The organism is Rhizobium sp. Leaf321 (genome assembly GCF_001423215.1).
In the GTDB taxonomy this organism is placed as follows: Bacteria; Pseudomonadota; Alphaproteobacteria; order Rhizobiales; family Rhizobiaceae; genus Neorhizobium; species Neorhizobium soli.
The window spans coordinates 212303-225546 of the sequence record NZ_LMOF01000006.1 but is presented as its reverse complement, the minus strand read 5'-3'; the positions used below and the strand labels follow the sequence as shown (position 1 = coordinate 225546).

Sequence of the window (13244 nt, the reverse complement as noted above, 5' to 3'; positions counted from 1 at the left end):
CTTGACGACGTGCTCTCCGGGGCGCGTCGTTTTTTTTGGGCGCAGGTGCCGAAAGCTCTGTGGCGCAAAGGTCGCAGTTATTGGCCGTCTTGCGTTAACGGGCAGTTTAGCAAAAACGTTTATTGAATATCAGCCACACGGCCCGTAGACCCACACACAGATATTTCCCTTCTGAAAGGCGCATTTGCATGGGCAAACCCATCGCCCTAATTTTCGTATGTGCAGCACTTGTGATCCTTGCAGGATCGTTCATGGCTCCTGAAACCGGAGCCGCCGGCAAGCTCGATTGTGCGCCTGCTTATGGCGTCGATCCCTGCAGCACTGCATCCATTCGTTACTGAAGCAGTGATTGAACGACCCATATGACAAAGGCGGCCGATGGCCGCCTTTTTCTTTTTCGGGTAGCGGCCTTCAGGCCCCGAGCAACAGGGCAACAAGGCCGATGGCGCCGACTGCGATACGCCAGTAGGCGAAAGGCGCGTAGCCGCGGCTCGATATGAAATTGAGAAGCGAGCGCACGACAAACACTGCCGTCACGAAGGCTGCCAGAAAGCCGACCACGATCACGGCGCTGTCGTCGAAGGAGAGCAGCGCACGGTTCTTGACGAGATCGAGCGTGAAGGCGCCGACCATTGTCGGCATCGCGAGGAAGAACGAGAACTCCGCGGCCGAACGCTTGTCCGCGCCAAGCAGAAGCGCGCCGACGATGGTGGCGCCGGAGCGCGACGTACCTGGGATCATCGCGAGGCACTGGCAGAAGCCGATCTTGATCGCCAGCGACAGTGGATAATCCATCACGTCATGGTATTTCGGCTCGAACTTCATGCGATCGACGGCAAGCAGGATAAAGCCACCGACGATCAGCATGACGCAGATCAACATCGGCGTTTCGAACAGGACCGTCTTGATGAAATCATGCGCGATTGCGCCGATCACGGCGGCCGGGAGAAAACCCGCCAGGATGGTCAGAACGAAACGGCGCGACTGGACACTGGTCGGCAGCGAGACGGCGATCGAGATCAGCCTTTGCGCATAGACCAGAAGAATGGCCAGTATGGCGCCGAGCTGGATCAGGACCGCAAACGTATTCCCCGGAGAATTGAAACCGAGAAAATGGCCGGCGAGCAGCACGTGTGCGGTGGATGAAACGGGCAAAAATTCCGTGAGCCCCTCGATAATACCGAGTACGAGGGCGCTGATAATGGGCTGATCCACCATTCTTAGTCCTTTGCTATGCGATAGAGGTGGTTTTTAATCGTTTCTTAGCGGTTTGTGGCCCCTGCTTGTACTGGCCCTACCAAATCCATATAGCTGGCATATGTCAGGCGGGCGCCCGAAGCAGCCGCTTTCCTATACATTATAACTGAAGTTTTCTTATCGATGCCCACCCTGTATCATCATCAAATGTCGTCTTCCTCTCGCTTCGTCCGTCTGATCCTCGCCGAATACGGCTTCCAGACGGATCTTGTCGAGGAGCAGCCCTGGGAGAAGCGCCGCGAGTTTCTCACGCTCAACCCGGCGGCGACCCTGCCTGTCTATGTTGACGACAATATGCGCGTTCTGTGCGGTCCGTCGGTTCTGATGGAATTTCTCGACGAGACCCATGGCGTGCTGAAGCGCGACCGCCGGCTGCTTGCCGAAGACCCGTGGCAACGGGCTGAAATACGCCGGCTGACGGAATGGTTCCTGATCAAGATGGAGCAGGACGTGACCCGGCCGCTGACGCGCGAACGGGTCTACAAGCTGCAGATGACCGCGGCTCAGGGCGGCGGCGCACCCGATTCGAAAGTGCTGCGGACATCTCGCGCCAATATTCGCCAGCACATGAAATATCTTGCCTGGCTTGCCGGCTCGCGCCAGTGGCTGGCTGGCGAGCGCCTGAGCTATGCGGACCTTGCTGCCGCCGCCTCGATTTCCGTGCTAGATTATCTCGGCGAAATCGACTGGTCGGAAATCCCGATCGCCAAGGACTGGTACCAGCGGATCAAATCGCGCCCCTCCTTCCGTCCGCTGCTGTCCGAGCGCATCCGCGGCCTCACTCCGGTATCGCATTATGCGGACCTTGATTTCTGAGCCGGACCACGACCTGAGCCAGGAGAAGGTCGACCTTCGGGCCGACCGGCGTCGGCAGAAGCTGACCGCCTTCATTCGCGAGGAAGCCGCAGCCCAGGGCTTTGATCTCTGTCGCATCACAAGGCCCGACAGCATTCCGAAAGCGCCGGAACGGCTGACGACTTTTTTATCCGACGAGCATCACGGCACGATGGACTGGATGGCGGAGACGCGCGAGCGTCGCGGCGATCCCAAGGCGCTCTGGTCCGAAGTCAGGTCGATCGTGATGTTTGCGATGAATTACGGGCCGGACGAGGATCCGCGCGGCATTCTGGAGAAGCCCGGCAAGGCCGCGATTTCCGTCTATGCCCGCAACCGCGATTATCACGACGTGATCAAGGGTCGGCTGAAGGAGATCGCCACGCGGTTTGCCTCCCGTGCCGGCGAGGATGTCAAAGTATTCGTCGATACGGCACCGGTGATGGAAAAGCCGCTTGGCGAAGCCGCCGGTATCGGGTGGCAGGGCAAGCATACCAACCTCGTCAGCCGTACGCACGGTTCCTGGCTTTTTCTCGGCAGTCTGTTCACCACAGCGGATCTGGCCTTCGACGAGGCTGAGCGCGACTATTGCGGCTCCTGCCGCGCCTGTCTCGACGCCTGCCCGACGGCTGCCTTTCCGGCGCCCTACCGGCTGGATGCGCGGCGCTGCATCTCCTACCTGACGATTGAGCACAAGGGACCGATCGCGCCCGAATTCCGTTCGCTGATCGGCAACCGTATCTATGGCTGCGACGATTGCCTTGCGGCATGCCCATGGAACAAGTTCGCGGCCAGCGCGTCTGAAATGAAGCTGAAGGCGCGCGAGGACCTCAAGGAACCGTCGATTGCGTTTCTTCTCACCTTGGACGATCCGGCGTTTCGCACCTTCTTCAGCGGATCGCCGGTGAAAAGGATCGGCCGAGACCGTTTCGTGCGCAACGTGCTGATCGCTGCCGGCAATTCCGGCGACCGCAGTTTCGTCGATCAGTGTCGCAGGTTATCAGTGGATGCGTCCCCTACCGTGCGCGGAATGGCGATCTGGGCGCTGAAGCGGCTGATGTCGGAGGCGGAGTTCGCTATGTTTGCGGCGGCACGGGCTCCGGACGATGATGCCGAGGTCGAAAACGAATGGACGATGGCAGGAGTGGTTTGATGCGGGTGATGATCTTCGGATGCGGCTATTCCGGCCAGGCGATTGCGGAGGCCTTCATCGCCGACGGCGCTACGGTTTCCGGCACGGTTCGCAGCGAGGAGAAGGCCGTGGCTCTTCGCGCAAAGGGCATTCGGCCCTTCATCTTCGACGGCAGCGAGTTCGATGGAGCGCTGCCGGGCGAGATGGCCGAGGTGACGCATCTGGTTCAGTCCATCCCACCCGGTCATGAAGGCGATCCGCTCCTGAAGCTGATCGACGGCAAGCTCTCGGCCTTGTTTCCGAAGCTCGAATGGATCGGCTATCTCTCGACCGTCGGTGTCTATGGTGACCATGGCGGTGACTGGGTGACCGAGGAGACGCCGGGAAGCCCCATTCTTGGGCGCTCAATCGAGCGCGTCGATACGGAGGATGCCTGGAGCGAGCAGGCGACCAGTGTCGGCGTGCCATGCGCAGTGCTGCGTCTTTCGGGCATCTACGGGCCCGGCCGCAATGCGTTCGTCAATCTCTCCCGCGGCAGCGCGCGACGCATCATCAAGAAGGGTCAGGTGTTCAACCGGATACGGGTGGAGGATATCGGGGGCGCCTCGCTGTTTCTCGGGAGCCAGCGGATGGGTGGCCTCTATAATGTCACCGACGACGAGCCATGCCCGCCCCAGGACGTGATCGTCGAGGCTGCCCGGATGATGGGCGTCGAACCGCCGCCCGAACAGGATTTCGACACCGCCGACATGTCGCCGATGGCGCGGTCCTTCTATGGCGCCAACAAGCGCGTCTCGAATGAGAAGATCAGGGCCGCCGGCTTCCAATTCCGCTTTCCGAACTACCATGTTTCACTCTCGGAATTGTGGTCTTCCGACCGCTGGAGAGCGTGAAATCTCCTCTACTCATCGGTGGGAATTTTCATCCTGAGCCATTATCCCGGTCATAAATTCTTAACGCCTGGGGCGCGGCGCCCCAAAACCGGTCCAAATAAGACAACAGACCGACTTTAAGAGAAAAAAATTTTGCCTGTTTTCGTGAACACGAGTCGTCCGTGGGGAACAGTGGAATGACGTTTCGCTTGGAGACTGATTCTAAAGCTTTTCTTCCGAAAAAGCTTAGCCGGGTGTATTAACAACATCGATCGCAATGTAATCACGAATGTTACAATGCGTAACACTCCGTGATAACGAATCCCACTTTTTCGCCATTTTTGGCCCCGCTTAAGCCGGCTGCACGCAACGTGCAGGGACAAACGGACGGGGACGACCGACTTGACAACAATTCGACGCTCGACACTCGCGGTTGCCATTGCTGCTTTTGCACTACTCGGCACCGCGCAGGCCAATGCTGCGCCCGGATGCGGCCATGCATCCTGGTATGCTCTTTCTTCGAAGACCGCTTCTGGCGAGCGGATGAACGCCGCCAAGCTGACCGCCGCACATCGCTCGCTGCCCTTCGGCACCAGGGTTCTCGTGACCAACAAGCGCAACGGCAAAAGCGTCGTCGTGCGCATCAACGATCGCGGTCCGTTCATTCGCGGCCGGGTGATCGACGTTTCGAAAGCCGCAGCCAAGGATATCGGCATGGTCTCTTCGGGCACTGCGCAGGTCTGCTACCAGATCGTTGCCGACACCCGCGCTTCCAGCCAGAAGATCTCCGGCAAGGGCATCAAGGACGTCGACGGCTGAGGCACCAGAGCTTTGAACGCCTGACGTGCTGCACTTGCCCTTTCGACCGTTCGCGGTTACGACCCACCCCACACGGGTTCAACCGAGACGGAGAATGACATGCGACTGGGCGGACGAGTAGCCGGAGCAATCGACGTACTGGCGGATATCGAGGCACGCAGACGCCCCGTCGCCGACGCGCTGAAGGACTGGGGCCTCGCGCACCGCTTTGCCGGATCCGGCGACCGCGCCGCAATCGGTAACATCGTTTACGACGCATTGCGCATGCGGCTCAGCCACGCATTCATCATGGATGACGACAGTGCTGTCGCACTGGCCTATGCGGTTCTCCTTCGCCAGTGGGGATATTCTCCGGAAACCCTGGCTGCCGACTTTGCCGACGACCGTTTCGCGCCGCCGGTTTTGACCGAAGCGCATATCGCCGCCTTTTCCTCCCGCAAGCTGGAAGACGCGCCGCTTCACATCCAGGGCGACATTCCGGACTGGGTTCAGCCTTCCTTCGAAGCAAATTTTGGCGACGACTGGCTGGCCGAGGCAAAGGCACTTGCCACCCGACCGACGCTTGATCTGCGCGCCAACACGCTGAAGGCGTCGCGCGACAAGGTGGTCAAGGCGCTGGACCGCGCCGGTGCCAAGCCTGCGCGCATTGCCCGCAACGGCATCCGGATCGCTGCCGGCGAAGGTGCTTCCCGGCTTCCCAATATCACCGCCGAGCTTTCCTTCCAGAAGGGCTGGTTCGAGGTGCAGGACGAGGGCTCGCAGATCGTGGCCGAGCTCGTACAGCCTGCCGAGAACCATCAGGTGCTGGACTATTGCGCCGGTGGCGGCGGCAAGACGCTGGCGATGTCGGCTGCGATGAACAACAAGGGCCAGGTTCACGCCTACGATACCGACCGCAAGCGGCTGGCGCCGATCATCGAGCGCCTGCGTCGGGCCGGCACCCGCAATGTTCAGGTTCACGACGATGCACGCCAGCTTGAAGGTCTCCGGAACAAGCTTGACGCAGTTCTGGTCGATGCGCCCTGCACCGGCACGGGAACGTGGCGCCGTCGCCCCGACACGAAATGGCGGCTGACGCAGAAGAACCTCGACGAGCGCATTGCGCAGCAGCAGGACGCACTTTCCGAAGCATCCGCTTTCGTGAAGCCGGGCGGCGCGCTTCTCTATGTGACCTGTTCGATCCTGCCGGAAGAAAACGACCAGCAGGCTGTCCGTTTCTGTGAGGAGAACCCCGAGTTCTCGATCGTGCCGGCGGCCGACCAGTGGGCAAAAATCTTCGGCAACGACGCGGCCACGCCTCGCGCCAAGGATGCAGCGACGGTGACACTGTCTCCCGCAAGTACCGATACGGACGGATTCTTTTTCTGCCGCATGCAACGCAAGGTTTGAGCGGGACTTGTCTTGCGGATTTACCCTGAAAGCATTCTAAACTAGATCATTTGACACAAGTTTAGATTTGCGCGATGAGCCTTTGAGGCAGCCTCGTTTTCAAACGACGCCGCAATGGAGAGGGACATGATCCGCAAATTCGCTTTCAGCGCCGCACTGGCGCTTCTCGCCGCATCGACTACATTAACGGCAGCGCGCGCCGACACGAAGCCGGCCGCCGTGCTCAAGCATTATTCCGAGCTGGCGCATGCCAAGTTCGAGGATTCGCTGATATCAGCGCAAAGCCTCGAAAAGGCCATCGACGGGCTGATTGCAAGCCCAAGCGAGGAAACGCTGAAGGCGGCGAAAGCAGCCTGGATCGCGGCGCGTGTTCCCTACCAGCAGACCGAAGTCTATCGCTTCGGCAATTCTGCCGTTGACGACTGGGAAGGCAAGGTCAACGCCTGGCCGCTGGATGAAGGCCTGATCGATTACGTCGACCCCTCCTATGGCACCGAAAGCGACGAGAACGCGCTCTATACGGCCAACATCATTGCCAACCCCAAGATCAAGGTGAACGGCAAGACGCTCGACACGACCAAGATCACCACGAAGACCCTTCGCAGCCTGCATGAGGCCGGCGAGATCGAGGCGAATGTGGCGACCGGGTACCATGCGATCGAGTTTCTGCTGTGGGGCCAAGATACCAATGGCACCGGGCCTGGCGCCGGTACGCGCCCCTATACGGATTACAGCAAGACCGAATGCACCAACGGCAATTGCGACCGTCGCGCCGCCTACCTGAAAGCGGCAACCGCATTGCTGGTTGCCGATCTGAAGGACATGGTTGTGGCGTGGGGCCCCAAGGGCAAGGCTACCAGGACTGTCGAGGCCAATGGCAAGAAGGGTCTGAGCGCTATCCTGACCGGCATGGGCTCGCTTTCCTATGGCGAGCTTGCCGGCGAACGGATGAAGCTCGGCCTGCTGCTGCATGATCCGGAAGAAGAGCATGACTGCTTCTCCGACAACACCTATGCCTCGCACCTGAACGACGCGATCGGCATCAAGTCGGCCTATACGGGAGAATATACCCGCATCGACGGCACCAAGATGACCGGTGCTTCGCTTTCGGACCTCGTCTTGGCCAAGGACAAGGCGCTGGACAACGAGATGAAGGGCAAGCTGGACGCGACGCTTGCGGCCATGAACGCGATGGCCGACCGTGCCCAGAAGGTCGAGGCCTATGACCAGATGATCGGCGAGAACAATGCCGACGGGAACGCCGTCGTCCAGAAAGCGATCGATGGCCTGATCGACCAGACCAAGACGATCGAGCGCGTCGTAGCGTCGCTCGATCTCGGCAAGGTTGAGCTCGAGGGCTCCGACAGCCTCGACAATCCCGATGCGGTGTTCCAGTAAGCCGCTGAAGCGGTTGCCAAGCGATTGCGATGAAGAACGTCACCTCCCCCACCCCTCCCCAAACGCGGGAGGGGCATAACCACTCCCCGGCTTGTCCCCAGCACCCGCTGGACGACGAGCTCGCGCGTGGCTGCCTTCCCCATCGCGGGAACGGAGCCGGGAAAAGCGGCTACTGGTATCGTCTGGTTTTGCCGCTGCTTTCAGGCGCTCTGTTTCTGATCCCCATCGTCGCCACCGGTGGCGACAGCATTTTTCCGACGTCGCGCACCGATCTCAACCCGAAAGACCAGAAGCGGGTGGAGAGCGTGACGCGTGCCACGACGGACTTCTCCAAGCCTGAGCAGTTCGAGCTGATGGCCGGCGGCGGGGCAACGACCAAGGCCAGCGTCAACGGCAATATCTTCTCGCATTTTTCCGCCAATATCACGTTCGAGGAAGAGCAGGAGTTCAAGCTCGGCAATGCGCTGTTCACCAAGCTCTGGGTGTCTTCCCCCTCGTCGACCCAGGCCTCTGACGGGTTGGGGCCGCTGTTCAATGCGCGGGCCTGCCAGAGCTGCCACCTGAAGGACGGCCGCGGGCATCCGCCAGAAGGTGCCGCAGACGCGACATCGATGTTCCTGCGGCTGGCCCGCCCGGCCCGGACCGACGAAGAACGCGCGGTGATCGCCGATTATCGCAAGCTCAACTTTCCGGACGCGGTCTATGGCGAGCAGTTGCAGGATCTGGCGGTCCCCGGCCTTCAGGCCGAAGGCAGACTGCAGATCGCCTATCAGGACCTGCCGGTGACACTTGCCGATGGCGAGGTGGTCACTTTGCGCAAGCCCAGCTATTCGGTTGCTGATCTGGGGTTTGGCCCGATGGAGGGCGACGTCACGCTTTCGCCGCGCGTGGCCCCGCCGATGATCGGCATGGGTCTCATCCAGGCGATCCACGAGGCCGACCTGCTTGCCAACGCCGATCCTGACGACACCGATGGCGATGGTATCTCGGGCAAGGCCGCGCTGGTGCGCGACCACAAGAGCGGCGAGCTGAAGATCGGGCGTTTCGGCTTTAAGGCGCAGAATGCGTCCATCCGCGACCAGAGCTCATCGGCTTTCGTCGGCGATATCGGCATTTCGACACCGGACGATCCGTTCGATCACGGCGACTGCCGGAAGGCGCAAGGCGACTGTCTGGCCCTGCCGACCGGTGTGCAGCCGAGGCTGGGTCCGGTGGAAGCGCCCGATCCGGTGCTGCCACTCGTCACCTTCTACTCGGAAAATCTGGCCGTGCCTGCCCGACGCGATATCGGCAATGCGGGCGTGCTGAAAGGCAAGCACCTATTCTATCAGGCGGGCTGTGCTTCCTGCCACATGCCGAAATTCGTGACCCGCCGCGATGCGGGAAACAAGGCGCATGCGTTCCAGCTGATCTGGCCCTATTCCGACTTCCTGCTGCACGATATGGGCGAAGGCCTTGCCGATGGGCAGCAGGTGGGTGTGGCGAACGGGCAGGAATGGCGAACCCAACCGCTCTGGGGCATCGGCTTGACGCAGACCGTCAATGGGCACACCTTCTTCCTGCATGACGGGCGGGCGCGAAACCTGACCGAGGCAATCCTCTGGCATGGCGGCGAGGCGCAGAAGGCACGCGAGGCCTTTGCATCGCTTCCCAAGGACGATCGCGCTTCTCTTCTCACCTTCCTGGAGTCACTCTGATGCGCATGATCTTCGCGGCCGGCCTGGCTCTTCTGCTGTCCGCAACGGCGCAGGCACAGGATGCCGACAGCGTGCCGGCAGTCGAGCTTCCGGCTGCTACCGTCACAAAAGTGATGACCGCGGCCGTCAACGGCTTTATCCGGCCGGGCTATGACGCCTTCGAGACCTCAGCGCAGGATATGGCCGACAAGAGCAGTGCCCTCTGCAAGGCGCCTTCGGTCGCCAATCTCAACGTCGTCAAAACTGCATTCCGCGCGCTCGTCGTCAGCTGGGGTTCGATCGAGATCGTCCGAACCGGACCGATCATCGAGCAGAACCGGTTCGAGCGGGTTCTGTTTTATCCCGACCGCAAGAGCACTGGTCTGAAGCAGGTGCAGGCTGTGCTTGCCAAGAAGGACGAGACAGCGACGGACCCTGCGACGCTTGCCACGAAAAGCGTCGCGACGCAGGGGCTCGGCGCACTCGAATATCTGCTTTACGGCACCAATGCCGATCGCGATCTTCTGGAGGCCGAGAATGCGTTTCGCTGCCGCTATGCCGCCGCGGCCGCGCAGAACGTCGCCAATGTCGCAAAGGACGTCGCCGGCATCTGGGATGCGCCAGATGGCATCGCCAAGACCTGGGAGCAGCCGGGACCCGACAACCCGGCCTTTCGCACAGGCGGCGAGGCGATAACCGCGTTGCTGGGCATTCTGGTCCATGGCGCGGAGGCCGTGCGCGATCAGCGGATCGAGACATTCTACAAGGGGGCAGGCAAGGCGACGTTTCCGAAACAGGCGCTGTTCTGGCGTTCGCAGAACACTTGGGACAGCCTGCACGGCAATCTCGACGGATTGTCGAAGCTGCTTGCCACGTCGGGCATGGTCGAGCTGTTGCAGGAAAAGGATCAGCCGGTCGTCGCGGCCACGCAGGCGAGATTGCAGTCCATGATCGCCACGGCCCGCACCGTCATGCCCAATATCGAATTGGCGGTTGAAAACCCCGGTGAACAGGCAAAGCTGCAATCGCTTCTCGACGGCGGCAAGGACGTGATTGCCAAGCTGAACGACGGCTATGGCGGCGCGATCGGGCTTTCCTCCGGCTTCTCGTTTGCAGACGGCGACTAGGCCATGAGCTGGCGCGGCGAAACGATAGATCGACGCGGCTTCCTGAAGGCTGCCGGCGTCGCCTTTACCGCGGCGCTTCAACCGGGCGCGCTGATGGCGCTGGAACGGGCGGACGCAGTCTACGCCTCGGGTTTTCGTGCGCCCGATGGTTCGTTCGGCATTGCGACCGTGTCGGAGCGCGGCGAAATCATCGACCGTGTGGCCCTGCCCGCGCGGGCACATGGCATGGCGTTCAGTGAGGCGACCGGTCGAACGGTCGCTTTTGCCCGACGGCCCGGCACGTTCGCAATGGTGTTCGATGCGGCACGCAAGGCAGAGCCCGTCATGATCACCGCGCCGGAGGGGCGACACTTCTACGGGCACGGGCATTTCTCGCCTGATGGTACCAGGCTTTACGCGAGCGAGAATGATTTCGACGGCAATCGCGGCATGATCGGGGTCTATGACGGAACCGACGGCTTCCGCCGCATCGGCGAATTCGATGCCCATGGTGTCGGCACCCACGATATGACCGTCTCCGATGACGGGTCGATGCTGGTCATTGCCAATGGCGGTATCGAGACGCATCCGGATTTCGGCCGCACCAAGCTCAATCTCGATCGCATGGAGCCTTCGCTGGTGCTGTTGGACGCAAGATCCGGCGCGCTGATCCAGAAACACCGGATGCCGCCGGCGCTATCCCAGCTGTCCACCCGACATCTCGACATTGCCGAAAGTGGCCGGATCTGGTTCGCCTGCCAGTGGGAAGGTGCGCGCAATGCATTGCCGCCGCTTGCCGGCTGGTTTTCGAAAGGCGAGGACATCGCATTTCTCGACCTGCCCGAGCCGACAACGGTCCGGCTCGGCAACTATGTGGGCGCGATTGCCGTCAATCGTCGCGAGGGGCTGGTCGGCCTGACATCGCCGGTTGGCGGTGCCGCGGTGACGCTCGATGCAAGGACCGGCAAGGTGCTGAGGGAAGAGACGGTGCGGGAGGCTGCAGGCGTGGCACCGGCCGCGCACGGCATCGCGGTCTCGACCTATGACGGACGTTTCAACGAGACCAAAAGCCGGATAGCCTGGGACCAGCACATCGTTCGCATCGGATGATCTTTTCGACCGCTCCAACCGCTCTATCTGAGGGCTCATGCGCAAACCTATCGTCTACGGTCTCTTCATCATCGCCTCCGTCGCCGTCGGCGTGATCAGCGGCGTCAGCAACATTCCCGGCGAGTGGTACCAACAGCTGAACAAGCCGTTCTTCAATCCGCCGAACTGGATCTTCGGACCGGTCTGGACGGTTCTCTATGGCATGATCGGGGCAGCGCTCGCATCCACGTGGTACGACCAGAACAACACTCGAAGGCTGGTCATGTTTGCGGTGCAGGCCGTCCTGAACCTGCTCTGGTCTCCGGCCTTTTTCGGAATGCAGAACCCGGTTCTCGGCCTTACCATCATCGTGGCGATGCTGGCTTTCATCCTGCTCTTCATCGCCATGAGCTGGCAGCCCAACCGAACCGCCGCGCTCCTATTCGTGCCCTACGCGCTGTGGGTCGCGTTTGCGACGATGCTCAACCTCTCGATCGTGATGCTCAACTGACGAGCCGAGACCAAACCGGCTTGCCGATACCGGCCCGGCATGGCACCTTGCCTCGATCAAAGGGGCAGGCATGAGCATTCTCGAAACAGGCGATTTTCGCGAGCGTATTCGCCAGAGTTTTGACCGGCAGGGCGCGATGGCAATGCTTGATGCGGAGCTCACCCGGGTCGAGCAGGCGATGATCGAGATCGAGCTGCCCTACAGCGAGAAGCTGACCCAACAGCATGGGTTTTTGCATGCCGGCGTGATTTCCGCGGCCCTCGACACGGCCTGCACCTATGCCGCCTACACGACGATTGCGCCTGATGCCTCGATCCTGACGATCGAGTTCAAGGTGAACCTGTTGTCGCCGGGACGTGGAGATCGCTTTCTGTTTCGCGGCGAAATCACCAAGCCCGGCTCGACGATCATCGTTGCGGACGGGCGCGGTTATGCGATCGGTGACGGCCCGGCAAAACTCATTGCGTCCATGACCGCATCGATGATGGTCATCCGCGGCAGGCATGATATCGTCGGATGAATTTCGAGCTTAAGGCAGTTTCTGGCAGGCAGATCATGTTCGTCATGGCCGTCGATGCCGAATATGGTCCGCATCTCAAAACCCGTATCAAGCCGCTGATGACCGGTGTAGGCCCGGTGGAGGCAGCGGTCATGCTGTCGCGTGCACTGACACGGCTGGAGGTGGAAAGCCGGTTGCCGGATCTGGTCGTCTCACTCGGGTCCGCCGGCTCGCGCAGTCTCGAGCAGACGGAGGTCTACCAGGTATCCTCCGTTGCCTATCGCGACATGGACGCCTCCCCGCTCGGTTTCGAAAAGGGACGCACACCGTTTCTCGATCACCCGGCGATCGTTCCGATGCCGCTTCGCATCCCCGGCATTGCGGAAGCGTCGCTTTCGACGGGCGGCAATATCGTTTCGGGATCAGCTTATGATCTCGTGGCCGCCGACATGGTGGACATGGAGACCTTTGCCGTGCTGCGATGCTGCCAGGTTTTCGGTCTTCCACTGATCGGTCTGCGGGGCATTTCCGACGGCAAGGCGGAGCTGAAGCATGTCGACAACTGGACGGAATATCTTCATGTGATCGACGAGAAGCTTGCAGCAGTGATCGACCGGCTCGAAAACGCCCTCGAAAGCGGCGATTTGGCGCTCTGACGCAGT

General features: G+C 61.0%; 14 protein-coding genes. 13 read left to right on the top strand and 1 reads right to left on the bottom strand.

Annotation, left to right across the window (positions count from 1 at the left end):
- Window positions 1-188 precede the first annotated feature (188 nt).
- Complete coding sequence (locus tag ASF70_RS24320) at window positions 189-341, top strand: hypothetical protein (protein ID WP_165699868.1); 153 nt, start codon at window positions 189-191, stop codon at window positions 339-341.
- 70 nt (window positions 342-411) lie between these two features.
- On the opposite strand, the gene ASF70_RS07510 is transcribed toward ASF70_RS24320, so the two are convergent.
- A complete protein-coding gene (locus ASF70_RS07510) occupies window positions 412-1218 on the bottom strand; it encodes an undecaprenyl-diphosphate phosphatase (RefSeq protein ID WP_062578775.1) in 807 nt (268 codons plus the stop codon).
- A gap of 162 nt (window positions 1219-1380) precedes the next feature.
- On the opposite strand from ASF70_RS07510, the gene ASF70_RS07505 reads away from it, so the two are divergent.
- From ASF70_RS07505 to ASF70_RS07450, 12 genes are all read left to right on the top strand, one after another.
- Complete coding sequence (locus ASF70_RS07505; RefSeq protein ID WP_062454065.1) at window positions 1381-2073, top strand: glutathione S-transferase family protein; 693 nt, start codon at window positions 1381-1383, stop codon at window positions 2071-2073.
- Window positions 2066-3244: a tRNA epoxyqueuosine(34) reductase QueG gene (gene queG / locus ASF70_RS07500; protein WP_062580116.1), complete on the top strand. Its 1179-nt coding sequence runs from the start codon at window positions 2066-2068 to the stop codon at window positions 3242-3244. Before ASF70_RS07505 ends, queG begins: the two co-directional genes overlap by 8 nt.
- On the top strand, window positions 3244-4116 hold the full coding sequence (locus ASF70_RS07495) for an SDR family oxidoreductase (RefSeq protein WP_062578773.1): 873 nt from the start codon (window positions 3244-3246) through the stop codon (window positions 4114-4116). Before queG ends, ASF70_RS07495 begins: the two co-directional genes overlap by 1 nt.
- A gap of 381 nt (window positions 4117-4497) precedes the next feature.
- On the top strand, window positions 4498-4914 hold the full coding sequence (locus tag ASF70_RS07490; RefSeq protein ID WP_062454067.1) for a septal ring lytic transglycosylase RlpA family protein: 417 nt from the start codon (window positions 4498-4500) through the stop codon (window positions 4912-4914).
- Between the two features lie 99 nt (window positions 4915-5013).
- Window positions 5014-6303: an RsmB/NOP family class I SAM-dependent RNA methyltransferase gene (locus ASF70_RS07485; RefSeq protein ID WP_062578772.1), complete on the top strand. Its 1290-nt coding sequence runs from the start codon at window positions 5014-5016 to the stop codon at window positions 6301-6303.
- Window positions 6304-6429: 126 nt separating this feature from the next.
- On the top strand, window positions 6430-7701 hold the full coding sequence (locus ASF70_RS07480; protein ID WP_062578769.1) for an imelysin family protein: 1272 nt from the start codon (window positions 6430-6432) through the stop codon (window positions 7699-7701).
- Window positions 7702-7730: 29 nt separating this feature from the next.
- Window positions 7731-9398, top strand: coding sequence for a di-heme oxidoredictase family protein (locus tag ASF70_RS07475; protein ID WP_082471814.1), 1668 nt, complete (start codon window positions 7731-7733; stop codon window positions 9396-9398).
- Entirely contained in the window at window positions 9398-10504 is a 1107-nt protein-coding gene (locus ASF70_RS07470; protein ID WP_062578767.1) for an imelysin family protein, read from the top strand. Before ASF70_RS07475 ends, ASF70_RS07470 begins: the two co-directional genes overlap by 1 nt.
- 3 nt (window positions 10505-10507) lie before the next feature.
- The gene (locus ASF70_RS07465) at window positions 10508-11593 is read left to right on the top strand and encodes a DUF1513 domain-containing protein (RefSeq protein ID WP_062578765.1); all 1086 of its coding nucleotides are present in this window, start codon (window positions 10508-10510) and stop codon (window positions 11591-11593) included.
- Between the two features lie 37 nt (window positions 11594-11630).
- Window positions 11631-12083: a TspO/MBR family protein gene (locus ASF70_RS07460; RefSeq protein ID WP_062578763.1), complete on the top strand. Its 453-nt coding sequence runs from the start codon at window positions 11631-11633 to the stop codon at window positions 12081-12083.
- A gap of 70 nt (window positions 12084-12153) precedes the next feature.
- Window positions 12154-12603, top strand: a complete 450-nt coding sequence (locus tag ASF70_RS07455) for a PaaI family thioesterase (protein ID WP_062578761.1) — start codon at window positions 12154-12156, stop codon at window positions 12601-12603.
- Entirely contained in the window at window positions 12600-13238 is a 639-nt protein-coding gene (locus ASF70_RS07450; protein ID WP_062578759.1) for a 5'-methylthioadenosine/S-adenosylhomocysteine nucleosidase, read from the top strand. Before ASF70_RS07455 ends, ASF70_RS07450 begins: the two co-directional genes overlap by 4 nt.
- The last annotated feature ends 6 nt before the right edge of the window (window positions 13239-13244 follow it).